General features: G+C 56.2%; 22 protein-coding genes. 10 read left to right on the forward strand and 12 right to left on the reverse strand.

Translation table 11 applies throughout. From position 1 onward, the window contains the following. Positions 1-150: 150 nt before the first annotated feature. The 7 genes from AC2D8V_RS10690 to AC2D8V_RS10720 form a co-directional block, all read right to left on the reverse strand. Entirely contained in the window at positions 151-573 is a 423-nt protein-coding gene (locus AC2D8V_RS10690) for a thermonuclease family protein (RefSeq protein ID WP_484733510.1), read from the reverse strand. A gap of 1,010 nt (positions 574-1,583) precedes the next feature. Beyond that, entirely contained in the window at positions 1,584-2,396 is an 813-nt protein-coding gene (locus tag AC2D8V_RS10695) for a 2-keto-4-pentenoate hydratase (RefSeq protein ID WP_484733511.1), read from the reverse strand. Positions 2,397-2,438: 42 nt separating this feature from the next. Then, on the reverse strand, positions 2,439-2,627 hold the full coding sequence (locus AC2D8V_RS10700; protein ID WP_484733512.1) for a hypothetical protein: 189 nt from the start codon (positions 2,625-2,627) through the stop codon (positions 2,439-2,441). A gap of 959 nt (positions 2,628-3,586) precedes the next feature. Continuing rightward, complete coding sequence (locus tag AC2D8V_RS10705) at positions 3,587-6,226, reverse strand: VapE domain-containing protein (protein ID WP_484733513.1); 2,640 nt, start codon at positions 6,224-6,226, stop codon at positions 3,587-3,589. A 149-nt stretch (positions 6,227-6,375) separates the two neighbouring features. Then, positions 6,376-6,759, reverse strand: a complete 384-nt coding sequence (locus tag AC2D8V_RS10710; protein WP_484733514.1) for a hypothetical protein — start codon at positions 6,757-6,759, stop codon at positions 6,376-6,378. Between the two features lie 2 nt (positions 6,760-6,761). Further along, positions 6,762-7,448 (reverse strand): hypothetical protein, encoded by a 687-nt coding sequence (locus tag AC2D8V_RS10715; RefSeq protein WP_484733515.1) that lies wholly within the window; start codon positions 7,446-7,448, stop codon positions 6,762-6,764. Between the two features lie 250 nt (positions 7,449-7,698). Then, positions 7,699-7,932: a helix-turn-helix transcriptional regulator gene (locus AC2D8V_RS10720; RefSeq protein ID WP_484733516.1), complete on the reverse strand. Its 234-nt coding sequence runs from the start codon at positions 7,930-7,932 to the stop codon at positions 7,699-7,701. 781 nt (positions 7,933-8,713) lie between these two features. On the opposite strand from AC2D8V_RS10720, the gene htpX reads away from it, so the two are divergent. Together htpX and AC2D8V_RS10730 are read left to right on the forward strand one after the other, a co-directional pair. After that, a complete protein-coding gene (gene htpX / locus AC2D8V_RS10725) occupies positions 8,714-9,619 on the forward strand; it encodes a zinc metalloprotease HtpX (protein ID WP_484733517.1) in 906 nt (301 codons plus the stop codon). A gap of 88 nt (positions 9,620-9,707) precedes the next feature. After that, a complete protein-coding gene (locus tag AC2D8V_RS10730) occupies positions 9,708-10,193 on the forward strand; it encodes a flavodoxin family protein (RefSeq protein ID WP_484733518.1) in 486 nt (161 codons plus the stop codon). Between the two features lie 239 nt (positions 10,194-10,432). Here AC2D8V_RS10730 and AC2D8V_RS10735 read toward each other — a convergent pair whose 3' ends face one another. Then, positions 10,433-10,819, reverse strand: a complete 387-nt coding sequence (locus AC2D8V_RS10735; RefSeq protein WP_484733519.1) for a MerR family transcriptional regulator — start codon at positions 10,817-10,819, stop codon at positions 10,433-10,435. Between the two features lie 52 nt (positions 10,820-10,871). Here AC2D8V_RS10735 and AC2D8V_RS10740 point away from each other — a divergent pair, with 52 nt between their 5' ends. From AC2D8V_RS10740 to AC2D8V_RS10755, 4 genes are read left to right on the forward strand one after another with little or no spacing between them, the layout of a single operon-like run. After that, the gene (locus AC2D8V_RS10740; RefSeq protein WP_484733520.1) at positions 10,872-11,261 is read left to right on the forward strand and encodes a hypothetical protein; all 390 of its coding nucleotides are present in this window, start codon (positions 10,872-10,874) and stop codon (positions 11,259-11,261) included. Continuing rightward, on the forward strand, positions 11,258-11,581 hold the full coding sequence (locus tag AC2D8V_RS10745; RefSeq protein ID WP_484733521.1) for a hypothetical protein: 324 nt from the start codon (positions 11,258-11,260) through the stop codon (positions 11,579-11,581). The genes AC2D8V_RS10740 and AC2D8V_RS10745 overlap by 4 nt, the downstream gene beginning before the upstream one ends. Before the next feature lie 4 nt (positions 11,582-11,585). Next, on the forward strand, positions 11,586-11,804 hold the full coding sequence (locus AC2D8V_RS10750) for a GDCCVxC domain-containing (seleno)protein (RefSeq protein WP_484733522.1): 219 nt from the start codon (positions 11,586-11,588) through the stop codon (positions 11,802-11,804). 45 nt (positions 11,805-11,849) lie between these two features. Beyond that, positions 11,850-12,491 carry a hypothetical protein gene (locus AC2D8V_RS10755; protein ID WP_484733523.1) on the forward strand — a complete coding sequence of 214 codons (642 nt, stop codon included), beginning with the start codon at positions 11,850-11,852 and terminating at the stop codon, positions 12,489-12,491. Here AC2D8V_RS10755 and AC2D8V_RS10760 read toward each other — a convergent pair. Both AC2D8V_RS10760 and AC2D8V_RS10765 read right to left on the reverse strand, forming a co-directional pair. Continuing rightward, the gene (locus AC2D8V_RS10760) at positions 12,488-12,997 is read right to left on the reverse strand and encodes a disulfide bond formation protein B (RefSeq protein ID WP_484733524.1); all 510 of its coding nucleotides are present in this window, start codon (positions 12,995-12,997) and stop codon (positions 12,488-12,490) included. The two genes, AC2D8V_RS10755 and AC2D8V_RS10760, sit on opposite strands and share 4 nt — an antisense overlap. Positions 12,998-13,083: 86 nt before the next feature. After that, positions 13,084-13,383, reverse strand: coding sequence for an SHOCT domain-containing protein (locus tag AC2D8V_RS10765; RefSeq protein ID WP_484733525.1), 300 nt, complete (start codon positions 13,381-13,383; stop codon positions 13,084-13,086). 142 nt (positions 13,384-13,525) lie between these two features. Here AC2D8V_RS10765 and AC2D8V_RS10770 point away from each other — a divergent pair, with 142 nt between their 5' ends. The 3 genes from AC2D8V_RS10770 to AC2D8V_RS10780 all read left to right on the forward strand — a co-directional run bounded on the left by AC2D8V_RS10770 (position 13,526) and on the right by AC2D8V_RS10780 (position 16,940). Continuing rightward, the gene (locus tag AC2D8V_RS10770; RefSeq protein WP_484733526.1) at positions 13,526-14,308 is read left to right on the forward strand and encodes a DsbA family protein; all 783 of its coding nucleotides are present in this window, start codon (positions 13,526-13,528) and stop codon (positions 14,306-14,308) included. Positions 14,309-14,411: 103 nt separating this feature from the next. Next, the gene (locus tag AC2D8V_RS10775; protein WP_484733527.1) at positions 14,412-14,822 is read left to right on the forward strand and encodes a rhodanese-like domain-containing protein; all 411 of its coding nucleotides are present in this window, start codon (positions 14,412-14,414) and stop codon (positions 14,820-14,822) included. A gap of 3 nt (positions 14,823-14,825) precedes the next feature. After that, positions 14,826-16,940, forward strand: coding sequence for a protein-disulfide reductase DsbD family protein (locus AC2D8V_RS10780; protein WP_484733528.1), 2,115 nt, complete (start codon positions 14,826-14,828; stop codon positions 16,938-16,940). 5 nt (positions 16,941-16,945) lie between these two features. Here AC2D8V_RS10780 and cueR read toward each other — a convergent pair whose 3' ends face one another. Next, on the reverse strand, positions 16,946-17,380 hold the full coding sequence (gene cueR, locus AC2D8V_RS10785; protein WP_484733529.1) for a Cu(I)-responsive transcriptional regulator: 435 nt from the start codon (positions 17,378-17,380) through the stop codon (positions 16,946-16,948). Between the two features lie 13 nt (positions 17,381-17,393). Continuing rightward, positions 17,394-19,904, reverse strand: coding sequence for a heavy metal translocating P-type ATPase (locus tag AC2D8V_RS10790; protein WP_484733530.1), 2,511 nt, complete (start codon positions 19,902-19,904; stop codon positions 17,394-17,396). A 163-nt stretch (positions 19,905-20,067) separates the two neighbouring features. Here AC2D8V_RS10790 and AC2D8V_RS10795 point away from each other — a divergent pair, with 163 nt between their 5' ends. After that, positions 20,068-20,262 (forward strand): heavy-metal-associated domain-containing protein, encoded by a 195-nt coding sequence (locus tag AC2D8V_RS10795; RefSeq protein WP_484733531.1) that lies wholly within the window; start codon positions 20,068-20,070, stop codon positions 20,260-20,262.

Below are 20,262 nucleotides of genomic sequence, written 5' to 3' on the forward strand. Positions count from 1 at the left end.
AGCCCAGTTGTGTCACTCTCGATCTTTGCGATTGATAGAACGACGGGTGTTGTCCGTAAGAGCAAAGAATAACAGTGGATTTGCTTTTCTCACTATTTCACGACTAATTTAGACACTGGTCCCAATGCCTAAGGGGATATTCGAAACGCTTCAGCAGTATCGAGCTTGCGGTAACCGCGACCGCGCACCAGCAGGCTCCAGATTGCGATACCTCCCTCCGGAATACCGGCGACAGTCCAACGCATATCCATTTGCAATCATAACGGCACCAATGTCGTGGCCTTCTTCCGTGAAGCAGACGCCAACCCATCGGTCATAGGTACGATCACCATTCAGCTCGCAATTCAAAGTTTTGCCCCGCAGGTAACGTTTCATTGCGGCGGTGGCTTCGTTGCCAGCTTGTGTTCCGTTTTCTGGCGCATCAACGCCATTTAGGCGGATTGGCACACCTTTAACGACCACGGTATCAGCATCGCGGACCTTCGTTGCTTTGCCCGTCACAATCTGAGCGGCGCTGGCAAAAGACGCCAAGCAAACGAATGCGACAGTTGCGGCGGTAAGAACGCGTTTCATAAAACAATCCATCTTGGCTATTAGTGGCAGTGCAGTGGTTTGGAGCCTGCATGACAGCATTGGCCGCGAGGGCTTGATTTTCTGCAACCGCCACTGTGCTGCATTTCATTTTGGCTCTGGAATTCAACGTCCATGGAATCCATTGCTACAGCAGGTGTACTCACGAGAAGTGCAATCGAGCACATAACTTTAATTGTAATTTTCTTCATTTCGAACTCCGAAGCATCTGTTGTGTCAGAGCGGTGCTTCTAAGACACCACGCTTCTAAGGCGCTATGCGTCTGACGCATCAAAAATATGCACAGCAAGCGCAGTAAACTTTCGAAATTCGGCCAAAGTTTGTGGATTTAATGCCAAAGCTTGGGAAGTAACCTTGCTGAGAAGGATTGCGGCGGCGTTTGCCCGTAGACTTAGCCGTAGCGGTGCATCTGGCGGCGTCTCGCAGCCTTTGGGTGGGTTCTATCTGATTGATTGAATGACGGGCCTTGGACACGATGAAATAGATGTGGGGTATGTCATTGCATACTGAAAGATAGAGCAATTAACCTAAGGTTAACCATAGCCTTGCAAGGTGCGCCTTTGGAGCAAAAGATACTTCAGGAACCCGAGAAATGAACATTTGTTTGGCATCTGGGTCATCTATATTTGGTAAGAAACGTACATCGCCGAACGCGAGCAGCCGACCAGCCCGGAGGTTACGAGGGTTTTCCGAAGACGCGCTGCGCGGGCTCGAAGATCTCGATGCACGCATGCCCCCACCTGATATAGAGATAAAGCCCGGCTTCACACCATATTACAAAAAGACCGAACGGCTTTCCAAGGAAGCGTCTGCCGGTGGTGGTTTGCTTATCGACAGCGAGGGCAACAGCCGAGCAATCAATCACGATCAAGGGCGACATCTCTGTCTTTGACGGCGATACGCTAGAGATTGGTCCTATGTTGAAGAGGCTGCACGGCATCGAACCCCACCCAACGTGCCCATGAGGAGTTCTTTAGTGCGCGCCAAAAACGCTAGCGGAAGGCGATCGTCGCGCCTGGCAGGTCGATGCCATCGAGCCGGGTGGTCCAGCGGTCGCCGGGCGATATCGGCACTGCGTCAGTCAAGGTTCCTGTGGTAATGATCTCCCCCTCCCCGATGGGCGTTGCACCGTGGTCGGTTTCCAGCGTGTCGAGAAGATAACCGAGCGCCCTTAAAGGACCGTCCAGAACATCTGCGCCGCAGCCCGTCAGCCGCTTGCCGTCCGGCCCTTCAAGCAAGATACGAAAGCGCGGTAGCTGGTTGATGATTGATTGCGTCATGGGCAACCGCGGGCCGAGATAGAGCGCGCTGTGCAGGCCGAAAGCGGCGGCACTGTCCGCGCCGGAAAAACGCCAGTCAGGGAAGGGCGAAAATACGATCTCAAACCCGTGTGATACCCAATCGATGCACGCGGCAAGCTCAACCTCGCTCATTCCAACCTGGGGCGCGGACTTCAAGCCAAAAGCAATCTCGGGTTCAAGCCGAGGTTCGGACACCGGCGGCAAAGTGTGCAGCCCATCACCAATCTCGTGCAGAGTTGTATCCCACACCGGCCCCCACATCGGGCCCGAGACGCCGTAGATCGGCCAGATCGTGCGGTTTGTGAAACCAATCTTGCGGCCCACCTGCCTCTCGCCCCGAGCCTCGCGAAGCTCGGTGATCTCACGTGCGATGCGATACGCGGCTTCGTCATCAAAGGCAGGGTCGCCATCGGAAATTGGTGCGATCTGGCAACCTGTATCATAGGCTTTAAGAAGCTCAGCGGTATAAGCCTCAATTGCGGTATCCGCCATCGCACCTGTCATCCAAGAATCCCTTTGCAGCGCCTGGCTGCACTGATGTTTGCTTCAGGGAACAGGCCGAAGTAATGGACTGACCAGCTTTGCCGGGTGCCAATTTTCCTGTCCGTTGTCATGCAGAACTTTGATCAGCAGCCCGTTTTCCGATCCGACCAGCAAGTCGATGACCTTGCCCGGTGATGGATCAAGATTAGTGCCTTCGCCAAAGGCTACGATTACACGCGTTCCCGTCTTCATGCAGTGTTCTTAGCAAACTTGCGAATGATCGGTAAATGGTGATCGCATGTCGCAAGGTAGAGGCCAGATTTTTAACTGTCATGGAATACCGTTTCCATATCGAGAACGCTTTGGGTCCTTTCCGGAAACAATGGGCTGCCGTGGGGGGCGCTGAGCGCGGGTCGAGAGGATTCTGGAAAACCTCTAGGGGACATCACTAGAACCGGCAATTCATCAAGTTTCCTCAATAGCTTGTTGCATTTCTTCTGGGGATTTGCGCGAGACGACAGACGGCCGTTTTGACGCGGTTTCATCTAAATGGTGGCCCAACTTATAAACGCTAAATCATAGAATCCATAAATCAGTCAATTCAGTCCGCATTGTCCGGCCGACTTCCACCACCTGGCTCAGCGGCACAATACAGCGCGCAGCTAACTAGTCGATCCGGGCTTCGATCTGGAGCGCACCCAAGGGCACGGCAACCTGGAGATCGTTCTGGGGGAACCCAGGAAACCCAGATTCCTTCCTTATCCATGTATCCATGTATATCCATTTCTTTTTCCGAGCAATGGATGCAGATAACCCCATGTTTTCGTTTAACTAATATCCAAAATATCCATGTATCCATCAAAACTAGAGTATCGGTAGTCTATAAAAAATGAAAAAGGTAAAAAACACCGGAATGCAGCACGGGCCGCCCTCGGAGAGCGAAAAAACACATATTTCACTATTTGCACATGGGTTTATAGGAAATTCAATGGATAGCTGGATAAGTATCCCGTAGGCTGTTGATTTAATTAATGTAATCCGCATCTCTCAGTTACTCCTAAGAAATGGATATTTGGCCTAAAACCGAAAAGCAGGCCCGGTTTCCGCCTAAACGAATTGTAGACCACACGCCGTAGAACTCTCTACCAAAGAAAAACCCGCCTTTCGGCGGGCTTTCACTCGTTTGTGGATCGCTCCAGATTCGGACTCTATCAGCCTAAAAGGTCCTCCTCCTGGGCCTGCTCGCCGACCGGAATCCAACGCGGCCCGTCCACTCCGTCGCGGGCATACCAAACCACTTGGCTGCGGTTGTCGAACCGGATCACCTTGCCGATCTGCTCCCACCCACGAACGTACTTGAGCGCCTTGCCGTATGTCCGGGGGTCGGTCTTGCCGAACGCAGTCAGAGACTCGTCCAGGTGGCACGCCAGGTACGCCTCTTTCGCGGTCACCATATTGCGGATCACCAGCGTCTCGTCGCCCTCGTACTCGTCCAGGGTCATGCCATCGGCGTCCAGCATCACGTCACACTGGCGCTCCGGTTTATCCAGCCACTCCTGGACGACCAGGGCGATCTCCTCGGGCACAGTGCGCTTCCGGCTCTGCTCGGCAACCGCGTCACGCTCGTCGGCCACAGCGCCATCCAGATCGAGGAACAGGTGCCCGTGGGGCTGCTCCTCACGCATGTCCAGATACCGCTGATACGCCTCGCCCCAGATCAGGTGGCGCTCAGCCCGCAGGCCGTCACGGTCCACGCGCTTGTGCTTGTTCAGCGGCGAGCGCCAGACGTGGAAGCGGCGGGTCGAGGTCGGATCGGTCAGGTAGTCGTCATCGTTCGACGTGCCGCCGAAAAGGAACTGCCGGTAAAACACGACCTCGCGCTTGCCGTAGGCCAGGCGGTACTCATCCTTGGCCGAGGAAAGCTGCATCTTGAGCGTGTTCGAGTCCACTTTCTTCGCGGCGGTCATCTCCGCCAGTTCGACCAGCCGGTAGGCTCGGGTCTGCTCGATCAGGCGGCCCGTATCATCTAAGCCCGACTTCAACTCAGTCACGAACTCCTCCAGGAAAATCTCCTGGTAGAAGGTTGATTTACCGGAGCCGGTCAAGCCCTCGATCACAGGCATCCAGTCCACCTTGCAGCCCGGCTCGTAGGTCCGCGCCACGGAGCCGACGATGAACATCGCCGGACTTTCGCGGTGGAACGGTGTGTCAGGCAGTTTAAGGTAGCGGATGCCGTAGGTGTCGAGATTGCCGGTCGGCGAACCTTCGGCCTTCCAGCGTCTCCAGCAGTCCTCTATGTCCTGCTTCACAGGGTTGATCGGGTTCTGCATCCCCGCCGCAACCACGGCCCGCTGGAGCGTCACGTTGGCGAAGTCCACCTCGTAGCCGCCACGGGCTTCGTTCCCCGAGCAGATCAGGTCGATGGCAATGTCGTCCTGCTCCTCCCAGCGGCGGCCTCGCTTCCGGTCGCGCCGCTCCACATTGCGGGACGGCGTCTCGATCTTGGGCGCGCGGATCGGCTTGAAGCAAACCGGGTCCTGGGTGAACTCGTTGTAGCCCACGCAATCCTTCATCCGCTTATCGTTCGAGATGATGAGAGCGGCGTTGTTGAGGCTGGTATCCAGGCCGCCCGCGCCGCCCTGCCCTTTGCGGCGGAAGTTCGTGCGCCAGTCAGGCCCTTTCTTCTTCTTCGGCTCTTCGTCATCCGGCAGATCCTCCAGGTCATCAATGCCCAGTAGATCGACTGCCTCGTCATCGAGGTCAGCTTTGTCTGAAATTTGTGCAGGTTTTTCGGACTCGTCCTCGTCATCGAGGTCATCGAGTTCGTCAACCGTGGCATCCATCTCCGCGTATTGCTCGGCCACCACTTCATCCTGGCCGTTCGCGAACTCGATCATCGCCTTCGTAGACGGCCAGTTCATCGGTGATGTGCCCTCGCGCACGTCTTTGTCGAGGTGCCCGAACATATGAATACGCGTCAGGTCGAAGGCGTTGTGCTGGCCCTCTGCCGGATCGTTCGCGTGGAAAGACTGGAGGAACAGCCCGTCGTCCATGACCACGGCACCAGACGCACCGTCAGCCGGGGCGTAACGGTAGCGGGCCTCGGCATTCTCGTCAGGCTCGTAAACCTCGGGAATGTATTGTGCGATGGCGTCCTCGACGGTGAACGCGCGGCAGAACGGGCCGATCGGGTTCGGTTTCTCGCGTGGGTCCTCCATCTTGGCATCAGGATCGAAGCCTGCGCTCCGCTCCCCCTCCTGGCGCGGTAGGTTCACCGGATCGGTCCACTCGGGATGGTCCGCCAGGAAGTCGTCAACGTCCAGGATTTCACCCGTGTTCCGCTCAGACAGGAACTCTTGACCTTTCGAGATCGAGGGCCGGAACATGATCTGGTTCAGGTCAAACGACTTGAGGTCAACCAGTTCGAGTCCCTCGTCCGGGTACTCGGCGATGTAGCGGGTCATCAACCTGTTGATCGCGTTCGCCTCGACCGGCGTTGCCATACGGTTGAATGGCAGGCTGAGCCGCCAGCGTGGTTTCTCCGGGATATGCGACCGCGACGTGTGCATGTGGAAATCCCAACGGACGATCTCTGCCAGCCCGTCGCGGATGAACTCGATCTGCTCATGCGTCGCGTGGTCGAAGTCGAACACCAGGCCCCAGCGCCCTACGACTTCGGCCTTCCGGCGCTTCGTGCCACTGTAGACAGAAAACGACCAGTTACCGGCGCTTGCCTTAACCTCATTCTTCGCGCCTTTTTCGAGCGCGAGGTACTGCGCCAACGTCATCGTCTCAGCCACATCGGGCGTGTCCAGCATCGCGTAGAGCCGACCCGTCGAGGTGTCTTTCATCTTGATCTTTGACAAGACGAGGTTTCGTGTGGTGCCAAGCGAGATAGCGAGGCGATGCTTATCGTTCCGCTTTTTTCCGTTCGAGCTTTTTACACTGGGACAACTACGGTTGGATGTATCTATAGCTTCATTCTTTGCACAACATACGTTCATCTGCCGGCCTCCCTTGCCTGCAGCTCAGACCAATTTATGTGCATTCCCCAAAAATCGAGTTGAGGCAGATTTTCAGGCGGAGACCCAATCTCGAGGGTGCAAAAGTAACCTCCGCCAGCTTCTTCGATTTCCCAGTGGACATGAGCCAGCAGGGCTTTCCCGACCCCAATCACGCGAGCCAACTCTTCCCTTTTTGAGCTCTCATGTTTTGCGAAGAAAACTGCTGCCTGGAGATCAAACCCGATCTGAGTGAGCTGCTCGATCCTCCCCCACTCCAAGTCTTGAAGGATTTCCGGTGCGATCGTGCGGCTAAATTCGGCGGGCCAACAAATGCCAGCATCTGCCTTGCAACCAGTCTCATCGTTTTTTCCGTTCAGCACCTTCAGGTCTCCTGCCAGGAAGTGGAATCCACCAACAGATCCGAAAAAAGCGGCGCTCCGTAGTTCCGGATTGGCGGATACTGTTGTTCTTCAGACTTGGTTGGCCAGCTCAGGAAGCGATACAAATCAAAGCTTTCCGGTTTCACCTTGCGAAACAGAGGCGCCAGATATTCGGCCAGCTCACTCGCAAAAAACCTTGAAGCGTCATAGGCCTCAGCTGGTCGTGTCAGCTCAAAAAAGGGAAAAATGAAACGGACGTCGGCATGGCGGTCGGAGTGCGAAGACAAAACATGCATATACCACGCGAAATCTCCGAGTGCACCTTGCTTAGACTGGATTTCGTCCAGCTCATCCGGGGTCAAACCACCTACGTCGAGCACCACACAAGAAACACCCACCAAGTTGAAATGGCCATCGGAGTCCATTTCGTATTTCGAAGGGCTCCAGAATCCGGATCGCGGGCAAGTCGGATTGTGATCGACCGCGGCTTCGGACTCGTTGGCGAGATCACTGACCGCGTGACTATCGCCCCCATCACGAAACTTGTTCGTGAGTTCCAACCAAGAAATATCTTCGCTCTTGGCCTGGGAGAGGTTCCCGAACGGCGTCTCTGTAAAAGTCACGGGGATCCGCAACTTGTTCAGGCGATCGATATTGTCAGCGTGACTGACCAAGCTATTCATCATCATTTCATTTTCTCTCTTTGTGTTGGCTGAAGCCGAGCGGAAACATCCGCTGTCACGCAGACACCGCCCGGAATTTCAACTTTTTAGTGGTTTGAGAAACAACCGTTTCACGGATAGGTGACGGTGCTTCTGACTGTGGTGAGCCCTTACAGCTTAGTTTGGCGCCTCACTTGAAGGGTTTTTTGTCGTTATCTCGTCAAAATGCCTGTCAGCGGACACGGCGAAATAAGACGCTGCTCGCGAGTTCATGTGCCTACGCATTGCCATTTCCTTCGATGACGTGTTCGTCCATCCAGGCGTCCAGATCGGAGCGCCGGTAAATCACGCACCCAGACACTTTTATGTACTTCGGGCCGCCGTCTCGCATATGGCGCATGCGAAGCTTGGCCAGTGTCGATTCAGACAAGCCTGTGTACAGCGCAGCTTGTGAAGGGCGCATGTTTGCTGCTTGGGCAGGCGCCTCGTATTTACTTGTTCCGTTGTGCATCTTTTCGTGCCTCCAGTATCCACTCTTAGTTGTAGATAGCCATGCGATGCACCCATATTCAAGAAGAATTTCTTATTTTATCTAGCAAAAACAAAAGCTTGACGACTCTACCGTAGAATTTTCCACGAATGTGTGAATTAGATTTGCAGCGCAATCAGCCGCTTAGACGATCTTTCAACAACTCGTTGAATCCATTCACCTTTTACTTGACGTAGCGTAAACCATACAACATCTGACCGCACAGCGACGCATTTTGCAGATAATCGCGCTGGAAACTCCTAAGTGTTCTTCGGCTCACAGCATCATTTGGTGTGATTCGATTCGCCCCAACACAACATGTTGATGCAAAACCCCAGTTGGCTTGGCTGAGATGTCCCGCATTTGAAGTCACACTTGCGCGCGTGATCTGCTTCACAGACTCACAAACGTCAGGCGTCTAGGTTTGGTTCCAGAAAGGCACAACAATAGTTCCGGAGATCAAACCAATGCAACACGGCCCTCTAATTCAATCCAGAGAATTCGGTCTGCCCTCAGGCGACCGCCATTCGATCGCTCAGCAAGTATTCGGTGGGTTCCTAAACGTGGTGCGCCACAGCAGCGAGATTCAAGCCTTGGTGAACCGGTATCATCGGCACTGACCACTCTAAGAATCCATGAGTGCTAACGTCCTTGCGGAATGACGGCGGTTCGTGCCTCGCTTCACCGAGTTCTTCAACATATCAACTGTTCTTATATTTTAGGAGACTAAAGTACCGGGGTTCCACGTCAGGAGCTGAGCGCGATGAGTTACTTGAAAACCGCAATGTTGATGGCCGCCATGACGGCTCTGTTCATGGGTCTTGGTTATCTACTGGCCGGAACCGGCGGCATGATTATTGCCTTGGTGATGGCTGCGGGGATGAATGCTTTCACCTGGTGGAACTCCGACAAGATGGTTTTGCGGATGCACAATGCGCAGCCAATGCCATCAGGAGATCGTCTCGGATTATCAAAGATGGTGGAAGACCTCGCCAGAAATGCCGGCATGCCAGTGCCGGCGGTCTACCTCATAGACACTCCACAGCCGAACGCATTTGCGACTGGAAGAAATCCCGAAAACGCCGCCGTAGCAGTGACAACGGGTCTGATGCAGTCGCTCTCGCGGGAAGAACTGGCAGGCGTTGTTGCGCACGAACTGGCACACATCAGAAATCATGACACAGCCATTATGACCGTCACCGCAACATTTGCGGGTGCCATTACGATGCTGGCCAACTTCGCGATGTTCTTCGGTGGTCGCAGGGATAACGGCATTGGTATTGTTGGCACGCTTGCGCTGATGATTCTGGCACCAATGGCAGCCGCCCTGGTCCAGATGGCGATCAGCAGAACTCGAGAATACGCCGCTGACCGCACCGGTGCGGAGATATGTGGCCAACCGCTTGCCCTCGCCTCCGCGCTGGAACGCATTCAACAGGGCGCTTCGCGGATCGACAACATGACCGCGGAAAGAAATCCGGCAACGGCCCATATGTTCATCATCAATCCTCTGCATGCCTATAAGCATGACAATCTGTTTTCGACGCACCCATCGACGGCAAACCGGATTGCAGCCCTGAGGCAGATGGCTGGCGAAGACCGGTCCTCAAGAAATGTTAGGATGCGCCCTGGACCGACAGGAGCCCGGCAATCCGGTCCTTGGAGTTGATCGGAACACTCACTCCCTGATCGAGACGGACGCTGTAAATGCGCCGATGCTGCTTTAACGGCTACGGCGTGCAAGATATGCTTCCGATATGGCGCAACTGCTTATCGTTTATCACTCGCGCACCGGCGGCAGCCGTCAGATGGCCGAAGCGGCCTATTCAGCTGCACGGACAGAAGTGAATACCACTTTGAAAACTGCCGCAGACGCAAAGCCTGACGACCTACTGGCCGCGGACGGCTACATCTTTTGCGCGCCCAAGAACCTCGCTGCCGTTTCAGGGGTCATAAAAGACTTCTTTGACCGCTGTTATTATCCGGTTCTCGGTCGCCTAGAAGGCAGGCCCTATGCTCAGATGGTCTGCGCTGGTTCAGACGGCGAAAACGCGGCGCGTCAAATCGCTCGTATTGCGACGGGGTGGCGATTGCGGGAGGTCCAAACTCACCTCATCGTTTGCACGCACGCGCAAACACCGGAACAAATTCTAGCCGAAAAGACAATTCCGGAAGATCAGTTGGCGCTTTGCTGCGATCTTGGTGCCGCAATGGGCGCAGGGCTCTCCATGGGAGTTTTTTGAAGCATCGTGAAAGCCAGTGCCGCCGATTAAATACAGCTAGTGAAACAACGGCCGGTTATCCTGTCGCTCTCAACTGCAATCGGCTGTGCCAGTACTTAACATAAGGGGCTTACACAGCTTCGGGCGGCGCTGCATTTTCCACTAAAGCGGACGTTGAACTTTAAAAAAGCTACGTCTGGAAAGCGGGACGAAACCGACAGTGCTTCATCATCGAAATTCGAAGAACCCATTGTTCGACCCTACCGAGCCAAATCCTCCAACATCTTGCAAGAGACAGAGCCAGCTTTACAGTTGGCCGTTAGTTGTTTGAGAGCGGCTTCCAAAGCTTTCAATTCTGCAATCTTAGATCGCACCGCACTCAAGTGCGCGGTTCCAATGTTTTTCACCATGGCACAGTTGTCGTTTTCACCTTCGGACAGAGACAACAAACCCTTGGCTTCCGTGATCGAAAAACCAAGATCACGGCACCGTTTGATAAAGCGCAGCCGACCCACTTCCTTGTCTGAATACACTCTCCGGCCATTTGCAGCACGTCTCGGAGCAGGAACAACGCCTTCCCGTTCGTAGTACCGGATCGTTTCTATCGGGACACCGCTTTGACGTGCCGCCTCTCCAATCGCGATCATGTGAACATTTCCTTCTTGATCCTGTAGTCGCTACAGGATGCATAACGGTGGCATGGAAACAAGTCTCGACCAGTCATCTGAAGTTCAGTCAAACGGGCCAAGCCGCATCGTCATCGGTTTTGCCGGACTGCTGGCGCTTGTCTCGGCGTCGTGTTGCGTATTGCCAATTGGCTTTTCGATCCTTGGCTTGGGCGGAACGTGGCTATTGTATTTGGGACCATTCGTTGCCTACCGCGTTCCCATCGTTATCGTCGTAGGGTTCGTTCTGGCATGGGCTTGGTTTCGCGTCTTGCGACGGTGGGCCTGCGCGTCACGTCGTCGTTCCACACTCGTGATCCTGTTAGCAACGACGGTATTCTTTCTGGCCGCTGCAACCGCCCCTCTGTGGGAGCAGGAAGCAACGCGCACGATGTTCGCACTTTGGAAGGCGTCACGACCATGAACAAGCCAGTCTGGGCAAGCTACATGGGTTCACTGTCCGCGCTTGGTGTAGCGACATGCTGCGTCCTGCCAATGACGATGATGCTGTTGGGACTTGGAGGAAGCTGGCTTGCTGTGTTTGGAAAGATTGCCGCTGCCAGTTTTTACGTATTGGCCATCGCTACTGCGCTTTTGATTGCTGCATGGGTTTTGTGCCACAGACAAGGCTCTCTGCCTCATATGAACGGATGGCTGCTCGGGAGCACCGTTCTGACTGTACTCGCATGGGTGATCGTTTTTAACGAGGCCCGTATCAATGACTTTCTCATAACCCTGATGTGACACCATGAATGACCTGAACATAAAGCTGGAAAGCGAAATTACCTGTCCTGAGTGCGGCCATGCCGCAGTCGAGACCATGCCAACGGATGCCTGTCAGTGGTTCTACGAATGCGCTTCATGCAAAACCGTTTTGAAACCGTTGCCCGGAGATTGCTGTGTTTTTTGCTCCTACGGAACGGTAGCCTGCCCACCTATTCAACAGGGAAAAAACTGTTGCGGTTAATGGCTGCTTTGGGGCTCGATGCAGCCATTCGACCGATTTAGGCACATGGAACGATACTTCTCCACGGATATGCCAGGTATTCTGTTCGTCAGAAACGTCCTGTTGTTCAGCCTGGCTGCACTGATTCCAGTTCTCTTTCTCTATGTCTTTCTTGCCCCGGGCTTTGGTTCAGCATTGGTCGGAGGGGGCCCCACGCTTGGACGGTTTCTCAGACAGGTTGCAACCAACGGTCTGCCGGTCGTCTTTGCCATCAACTATGTGAGCTTCTTCCTTTTCGCCGTCTCGCAACAGCGATCCGGAATTAACCGCGATCCAAGCATATTTTTACTGGTGGATGTCGGGGTTCGGGTCTTCCTGTTTCTTGCGCTGCACGCTCTCATCTACGTTTTTTCGGCGGATTGGTTCGGGTCGTTCGGTGGCAGTCGCAAAACGGCGTTAAGCGTAGTCGCGCCCACGCTCGCACGCTCAGCGTACTTCGAGAATATCTCAGGTGTTTATTTGTACGCCACAATGGTCAGCGCGCTGCCGCTCTACTTAACAACAATCAAACAGTCACAGGCCCTACGTCCATACGTTCGACTTGGTCCGCGGAATGTTGCCGTGACCATTCTTGCCGTGCTGAGCTTTGGGTTTTCTGTAGCGTTGTTGACGATCGTCGCCCAAACTATCGCCCACTGGCAAGGCTAGGTGGCCGAATATGTACTCTGAGCCTGGCGATTTTGCCGCTCACGAGCGAATGCAAAGAGCCACAGACCGACGAGAGCGGCGCTCCACAAGGCGTTCCAACTAGCCATAGACAGCGTGAGAAATTCCCATGCGACCTCGTCACACATCACCAGAGTTGATGGACCTGATGATGCTGACGGAAGGAGGTCCGATCCGGAAAGGTTCGACAGATCCCGCCCTGAACTAGTGCAAGATGTCGGACCCTGCCACCAGTCTCGTTCGACACCGGTGTGATAAACGCCAACGGCGGATGTCGTGGCGGCGGCTGCAGCGCCGGTAACCAGCAGACCTATAGGTGAAAATCCGACGGCCAGGAGGGCACCGGCAGCAATTGCCACACCATGCGGATATCTTTGCCAGATGCACATCGCGCAAGGCGCGTATCCGAGCGCCTGAAAAATGAATGCGGTCGTTAGAAGAATAAAGGATCCACCAGCAGCGAGAATGCCAAGTTGTTTGCCGTTCATTTGCGCCTCTTTGAATCAGTTTGATGTGGGACTCGAACCGCAATAGTGAGTCCAAGCCTACTTCCTCCGTTTCTCGTCCCGCTCGGCTATTTGCCGGTCAGCAACTTTTTCCGGGCGACATAGTCGTCCGCCTCGATCTCGCCCTTGGCAAAACGCAGGTCGAGTTCGCTCATGGCATCAGATTTTCCCTGATTGTGGTCTCCGGCGTTAGAACTGCGAACGAACCAAATGATACCTGCGACCACCAGACCCAATACAATGATCCAGAGGATCGGACCGAACATCATGCCCATTCCATACCCCCAGCCTGCCATATGGCCGTAGCCATCCGGATCGGCCAAGACCGGTGTAGCGAACAACGCTGCAAGTATCCCTAGTCTATACATTTTGTACTCCATGTGGACTGACGAAGGATATACGTGCTCAACGTCCTGATTTCACGGCGAGAAATGTATCAGTTTGTAAAGTTGACCAGCGCCACGACTTGACGATAACCAGTATTTGGCATGGACTAACTACGGGCGCGGCATGGATTCCAAAAAGCGATCGACCCTTTTTACGCTCGGCGCGATTGTTGCAGGATATGCAGCCCTGCGCACCATACCGTCTCTTATGCCGGAGAAATTGGAACTCGAACCGCTCGAAAACCCGACCGGCTTTCGGAAGTATGTCGCGGGCGATACGTCGGGCGCGTTTGATCTCTTTGTGGGGCTGGACACACCAGAGGGTGCCGAGATTGTCGCGCGCAAGGAAGCCGCTTTCCAACGTGTGTCAGACAATATTTGCGGCGCACTCTATGGTGAACTCGAAACAAACGCGGCCAGAGTGCCGATGGCGTCATTCTCAGATTACTACTGTCCATACTGCCGCGTTCAAACCAAGCGGCTGGCGGAGATGACAAACTCGATGCCAAATGAAGTCTCGGTTGCCTGGCATGAGCTTCCTCTGCTGGGTGACAGCTCAAACCTCGCTGCCAAAGCTGCCTTGGCAGCGAAACGTCAAGGTGCATATGTTTCGTTCCACGAGAAACTGATGAAAACACCGTTTCAGGCCTCGCCTGAATATCTGTCCCGCCTCGCCGACGATCTTGGCGTCGATAAAGATCAATTGGTTTCGGACATGGAGAGTGCCGAGGTAGTTCGAGAACTGGAAAATAGCTCCGCTCTTGCGCAGTTGTTCGCCTTTGTTGGCACACCGGCACTCGTCATCGGACGTACTGTTGTTCAAGGGCAAATCAGCGATAAGATGCTCCGAGAAATCATCAGTCTGGAACGCGTGGAGGGTTGGGATGCAGCCTGTATCTCAGCGTGATTCCATTCACCCCAAAACGACCTTTCGCAAAGAGCGTACAATGAGAATTGGAGACCGCTTGCATAGAAGACATTTCCTGGCGTTTGTTGCGGGTATCAGTGTGATGCCCGGTCTTGCTCGGGCGGTGACCCGCGACATCTGGTCGGCTCTGGAGGTTGCTAACGCGCTTGAGGGCGAAGCCGTTTCCCTGATCGATGTGCGTACTCGCGCGGAATGGACCGAGACCGGTCTGGCGAAGGGCGCATGGCCTATCAGCATGCACGAGCGAGGTTTCGAACAGCGGTTATTTGCAGCCCGTGATCTTTCTGCCGAAAAACCCGTCGCTCTTATCTGCGCCACCGGGGGTCGCAGTGCGCAGTTGCTCGCGGCCCTCAAACGTTCCGGATACCCGGGCTTCATCGACGTCTCGGAGGGCATGCTTGGGTCTCGCCGCGGTCCTGGATGGATCGCGCGCGGCTTGCCGCTAACCGATCTTGAGACGGCTCTCGCTGCGCTCCCTGAAGCGCTACGCTGAGTAGTGAAACGCGCCACGGCTTCCCGGTTTTCTATGTGCCTTTTGGCGCTTGTCGCCTCTTTGGTTGCACTCACATTTTCCGAGGCAGCTCGTGCTGCGGAGTCGAACGTCTTTTCCAACCCGGCTGTTACCGCTCGACTTATCTCGGCTGAAGACGGTATCGCCCCGGACGCTGTCTCTGTCTCCCTTGGGTTGATCCTTGAATATCGTGAAGGTTGGAAAGGGTATTGGCGAACGCCTGGTGAAGTCGGGCTGGCTCCCGAAATCGACTGGACGGGCTCATCCAATCTCGCTTCAGCGGAAATCCTCTGGCCCGCACCGGAACGCTTTGAAGCCTTTGGCATCGAGAATTTCGGGTATTCGGGCGAGGTCGTCCTCCCAATCCGGGTGATGTTGGAAGATCGAGGCGAGCCTTTAGAATTGCGCGCCCGCGTGGCGCTGTTGACGTGCTCCAACGTTTGCGTACCGCACACCTTCGATCTCGCTTTGGACCTGCCCCACGGCACAGGTATTGATCGAACATCTGCCAACGCAATCGCTACTTTCGTTTCTCAGGTGCCGGCCTTGCCAGAGGAAAGCGATATTGAGATCGATACAGTCGCCCTTGATGCACAGACCTCCTCGCTCTTTGTGACCGCACGGAGCAGCCAACCATTCCAGACGGTCGATGTCTTTCCCGAGTTCGGACCACTTGTAACATTCGGCAAACCGGATTTCCGGTTCAGCCGTGACCGATCAGAGCTTTGGGTTCGGATTCCCCTGAATGCGTGGTCGGACGATCACGCAGCGCCTCTCGTGACCGTCACGGACGCGGATCGGGCGGTTACGGCTCCCGTGGTGTTGAGTGCGGACATCCCTGCCCCGCCATATGCCCGTGCCGCATCTGGAAGCGGCACGTTTCAGCTGGTTTTGATTGCAGCGATCGCTTTCCTCGGAGGGCTGATCCTCAATGTCATGCCCTGCGTTCTTCCCGTCTTGTCGATCAAGCTCGCCTCGGTTCTGAAAGTGTCGGACCAGCCCCAACGTGTGATCCGCAATGGCTTTCTGTTTTCAGCTATTGGTGTTCTGACATTCGTCTGGATGCTCGCGGTGCTTGTTCTCGTTCTCAAATGGATCGGCGTTTCGGTCGGCTGGGGTATCCAGTTTCAGAACCCCATTTTTGTCGCTTTGATGTTCATCGTGGTCGCCGCTTTCGCCGCAAACCTGTTCGGCCTGTTCGAGATCGCCTTGCCTGTGGGCATTCAGGACCACCTCGGTGCGGGGAGCGGTCGCGCCGGCTATGCTGCCGATTTCGGGACCGGCCTGCTTGCGGCAATTCTTGCCACGCCATGCTCCGCTCCGTTTCTCGGGACAGCGATTACATTCGCTCTGGCCGGTAACGCGGTCGATGTGCTCGTCGTCTTCACGGCACTCGGCATCGGCTTGGCTTCGCCTTACGTCCTGATCGCCGCGCGTCCTGCACTGATCGAACGTTTACCACGTCCCGGACGCTGGATGCTGTATGTAAGGATATTGCTCGGTGCCCTCTTGCTCGCGACTGCCGCCTGGCTTCTTTTCGTTCTCGTCGGTGTAGCCGGGTGGCGTGCGGCGGTTCTGGTCGCCGCCTCCGCCTTCGTGCTCATCCTTCTGGCCATGACGGAATGGTCATCCGTGTCTCTTCGGCGCATCTTGATGGCCGCCAGCCTCGCAATACCGCTCGTTGGTGTCGGGCTGTTCTCTTCGCAACAACGTTCCGAGACTTCTACCGGGACCCCCTATTGGCAGGCATTTGTTCCGCAGGACATCGCTCGGCACGTATCTGAGGGCCATACAGTTTTCGTGGATGTCACGGCTGATTGGTGCCTCACTTGCAAGGCCAACAAGACGTTTGTTCTGGATCGCGGTTTGATCGCTGACCGGCTTGACGACGAGGCGGTTATCGCGATGCGGGCCGACTGGACGAGACCTGACGACGAGATCGCGCGATTCCTGGAACGCCATGGCCGGTACGGCATTCCCTTCAACATAGTGTTCGGGCCAGAGGCCCCATCCGGCATCTCTTTGCCGGAAGTCCTGACCCAGACGCTTGTGCTCAACGCGCTCAACGCTGCATCGGCAAGAAACGTCACACGCGATTGAGGAGGCTATTTTGCTTCGGGGTCAGCAAGCGATGAGACGGGGCGCCCGTCTGTTGGATCACCCGCCAAGTCGCTCAGGATCGGACAATCCGGACGATGGTCGCCGTGGCAGGATTTAATCAGATGCGAGAGCGTCTTTCGCATGGACTGAAGCTGCACGATCTTTTCGTCAATCGCTGTCAGATGTTCCTCTGCAATGGCCCTGACCTGCGCGCTTTCACGGCTTTCGTCCTCATAGAGGCTGAGCAGGGTCCGGCAGTCCTCGATGGAAAACCCGAGGGCGCGGGCACGACCGAGAAATGCGAGCTTGTGCACATCTATCTCGCGGAAGGCCCGGTAGCCGTTGCCACTGCGTTGTGGGCGAACCAGACCGATATCCTCGTAATAGCGAATGGTCTTGGGCGGGATACCGGAGCGTTCCGCGACTTCTCCAATGTTCATGGATCTCAATCTCCTATTCTGCCGGTTGCGTCTGCGCCTGCGCGAGTGGCTTCTCAATCTTGGGCGTTTCATTCATCGCGGGGGCAATACGGCGCAGGCGAAGAGCATTGGTCAGGACCGAAACCGACGACAGAGCCATCGCGCCTGCGGCGAAGACCGGTGACAGCAGGAGGCCGAAGGCGGGGTAGAGCACGCCTGCCGCGACCGGGATCAAGGCCACGTTGTAACCGAAAGCCCAGACGAGGTTCTGCCGGATGTTGGACATCGTCCGCTTCGACACCTCGACCGCATTCACCACACCGCGCAGATCGCCTGACATGAGCACCACATCGGCGGACTCGATGGCTACGTCCGTGCCCGTGCCGATCGCGATGCCCACATCGGCATGCGCCAGAGCAGGCGCGTCGTTGATCCCGTCGCCCACGAAGGCGATCTTTCGCCCCCCTGCCCTGAGGTCATCAAGCGCCGCGACCTTTCCGTCCGGCAACACGCCCGCGATGACCTGGTCGATCCCTGTCTCGCGGGCGATGGCCTCGGCCGTCTCCTGCTTGTCGCCGGTGATCATGGCGACCTGGAAGCCTCGGCCGTGGAGAGCGGCAATTGCGTCACGGCTCGCGGGTTTTACCGGATCGGCAACCGCGATGACGGCAGCCAACTTGCCATCCACGGCCGCGTACAGCGCGGTGCGACCACGGCTGGCCAGATTTTTTTCGGTGTCGACAAGGGACGCGATGTCGACGTTCTCGCGGATCATGTAGCGATCCGCACCAACCATGACCTCTTTGCCATCAACCATGGCCGCGACTCCGTATCCGGTAACGGACCGGAAGCCGGACGCGGTGGGAACCGCGATGCCTTCGCTGCGCGCGCCTCGGACGATGGCTTCGGCAATCGGATGCTCTGACTGCTCCTCCACGGCAGCGATCAGACCCAGGACAGATTCGCGGCCGAAGCCTTCTGCGACGACGACATCGGTCAGCGTTGGTTTGCCCTCTGTCACCGTCCCGGTCTTATCAAGCGCGATGACATTGACGGTTGAGAGTTCCTGCAGCGCGTCTCCCTTGCGAAACAGAACACCCATCTCGGCTGCGCGTCCTGTTCCCACCATGATCGAGGTCGGCGTGGCAAGCCCCATGGCACAGGGGCAGGCGATGATCAGTACAGACACTCCGGCCACCAGGGCAAAGGTCAACGCCGGATCGGGTCCAACCAACAGCCAAACAACAACCGTCAGGGCGGCAAGGGCCATGACAGCGGGCACGAACCAAAGCGTCACCCGATCCACCAGTCCCTGGATTGGCAGTTTGGCGCCTTGTGCTTCCTCGACCATGCGAATGATCTGCGCAAGCGTCGTGTCAGAGCCCACACGGGAAGCCCGGAAGGTCAGGCTGCCGGTGCCGTTTACCGTGCCGCCGGTGACGGCTGCGCTTGCGGCTTTCGTGACGGGCACAGGCTCGCCTGTTATCATGCTCTCGTCAACGTTGCTGGTCCCATCAACGACCTCACCATCGACGGGAATCCGCTCGCCAGGGCGCACGAGGATCGTGTCGCCAACGCCGAGCGCATCGACGTCAACCTCGACGGTCTCACCATCACGCAGGACGCGGGCGGTACGGACCTGAAGTCCCAGGAGCGACTGGATAGCCGCGCCAGTCCGTCCCTTCGCTCGGGCTTCGAGCCAGCGTCCGATCAGGATGAGCACCACAATAACGGCGGCGGCCTCGAAGTAGACCGCACGCACGCCTTCCGGCAGCAGTCCGGGCAGGAAGGTGGCGACGACCGAATAACTCCAGGCCGCACCGGTTCCTACCGCGACGAGGCTGTTCATATCCGGCGCACCGCGGAGCAGAGCCGGAATGCCCTTCAAGAAGAAGGGCCTGCCGGGTCCGAAGAGAACGATCGTCGCCAGAACGAATTGGAGGACCCAGGATGTCTGCGTACCGATGGTGCCTTCAATCGCCATGTGAAAGGCAGGGATCAGGTGCGCCCCCATCTCCAGAACAAAGACCGGAAATGTCAGGGCCGCTGCCAGGAGGACGTTGCGGCGCAAACTGTCTGCTTCTTCCGCCTTGCGCTCAACGCGCGACAGGCTTGCGTTCGCTTCCGCAATCTCGGCTGGGTAACCGATGGCCGCTGTCGCAGCCATCAGATCAGCAGTTGCGACTGCACCTTCAAGGAATTCGACAACGGCTGTCTCGGCGGCGAGGTTCACGGTCACGGACAAGACACCTGGCACATCAGCCAGCGCCTTATCGACCCGCCCGACGCAGGAGGCGCAGGACATGGATGCAATGTTGAGGGTGACCCTGGCAGTCCGCGCAGGGTAGCCCAGCGTATCCAGCGCCTGAGCGGCTTCTTGCAGACGGGCCGGGTCGTTAACGGACAGCCGTGCCGATTCAGACGCGAGGTTGACGGAGACATCGGAGATGCCTTTCAGTGCCGAAAGGGACTTTTCAACACGACCAACGCAAGACGCGCAGGTCATGCCTTCGATGCCAAGAGTGACTTGCGGATTTTGAGTCATGTCGGTTCGCCTTATCTGAGTTCACAACTGATATAGGGCTTCCAGTTACTGGAAGCTCAATAGGGCAGATGAGATTTTTTTGCGTTACCTACCCGTCGTCTTCCACTTGACCTTCCACCTGCTGGGATCTCTATCTCGAGCCCAATTCAGAAAAGGACCTCATGTGAAATTCCACGTCCCAGACATGAGCTGCGGCCATTGCACCGCTGCAATCACCAAGGAAATTGCAGTTCTCGATCCTGCAGCTCAGGTTTCAACCGACCTCGATGCCCGGACGGTTGAAGTCACAACAACTCAAACCGAGGGGGCCGTGATCGAAGCAATCAAGTCTGCGGGATACGAGGCGGCTCCGGTCTAA

Source organism: Roseobacter sp. YIN89, assembly GCF_057219365.1.

Excerpts from the sequence above, each read along its gene's own strand:
- AC2D8V_RS10715 (WP_484733515.1), bottom strand. The coding sequence starts at position 7,448 with ATGATGATGAATAGCTTGGTCAGTCACGCTGACAATATCGATCGCCTG.
- AC2D8V_RS10755 (WP_484733523.1), top strand. The coding sequence starts at position 11,850 with ATGGAACGATACTTCTCCACGGATATGCCAGGTATTCTGTTCGTCAGA.
- AC2D8V_RS10750 (WP_484733522.1), top strand. The coding sequence starts at position 11,586 with ATGAATGACCTGAACATAAAGCTGGAAAGCGAAATTACCTGTCCTGAG.
- AC2D8V_RS10740 (WP_484733520.1), top strand. The coding sequence starts at position 10,872 with ATGGAAACAAGTCTCGACCAGTCATCTGAAGTTCAGTCAAACGGGCCA.
- AC2D8V_RS10730 (WP_484733518.1), top strand. The coding sequence starts at position 9,708 with ATGGCGCAACTGCTTATCGTTTATCACTCGCGCACCGGCGGCAGCCGT.
- AC2D8V_RS10765 (WP_484733525.1), bottom strand. The coding sequence starts at position 13,383 with ATGTATAGACTAGGGATACTTGCAGCGTTGTTCGCTACACCGGTCTTG.
- AC2D8V_RS10720 (WP_484733516.1), bottom strand. The coding sequence starts at position 7,932 with ATGCACAACGGAACAAGTAAATACGAGGCGCCTGCCCAAGCAGCAAAC.
- AC2D8V_RS10690 (WP_484733510.1), bottom strand. The coding sequence starts at position 573 with ATGAAACGCGTTCTTACCGCCGCAACTGTCGCATTCGTTTGCTTGGCG.
- AC2D8V_RS10700 (WP_484733512.1), bottom strand. The coding sequence starts at position 2,627 with ATGAAGACGGGAACGCGTGTAATCGTAGCCTTTGGCGAAGGCACTAAT.
- AC2D8V_RS10695 (WP_484733511.1), bottom strand. The coding sequence starts at position 2,396 with ATGACAGGTGCGATGGCGGATACCGCAATTGAGGCTTATACCGCTGAG.
- AC2D8V_RS10760 (WP_484733524.1), bottom strand. The coding sequence starts at position 12,997 with ATGAACGGCAAACAACTTGGCATTCTCGCTGCTGGTGGATCCTTTATT.
- cueR (WP_484733529.1), bottom strand. The coding sequence starts at position 17,380 with ATGAACATTGGAGAAGTCGCGGAACGCTCCGGTATCCCGCCCAAGACC.
- htpX (WP_484733517.1), top strand. The coding sequence starts at position 8,714 with ATGAGTTACTTGAAAACCGCAATGTTGATGGCCGCCATGACGGCTCTG.
- AC2D8V_RS10770 (WP_484733526.1), top strand. The coding sequence starts at position 13,526 with ATGGATTCCAAAAAGCGATCGACCCTTTTTACGCTCGGCGCGATTGTT.
- AC2D8V_RS10790 (WP_484733530.1), bottom strand. The coding sequence starts at position 19,904 with ATGACTCAAAATCCGCAAGTCACTCTTGGCATCGAAGGCATGACCTGC.
- AC2D8V_RS10705 (WP_484733513.1), bottom strand. The coding sequence starts at position 6,226 with ATGAAAGACACCTCGACGGGTCGGCTCTACGCGATGCTGGACACGCCC.
- AC2D8V_RS10735 (WP_484733519.1), bottom strand. The coding sequence starts at position 10,819 with ATGATCGCGATTGGAGAGGCGGCACGTCAAAGCGGTGTCCCGATAGAA.
- AC2D8V_RS10745 (WP_484733521.1), top strand. The coding sequence starts at position 11,258 with ATGAACAAGCCAGTCTGGGCAAGCTACATGGGTTCACTGTCCGCGCTT.
- AC2D8V_RS10775 (WP_484733527.1), top strand. The coding sequence starts at position 14,412 with ATGCCCGGTCTTGCTCGGGCGGTGACCCGCGACATCTGGTCGGCTCTG.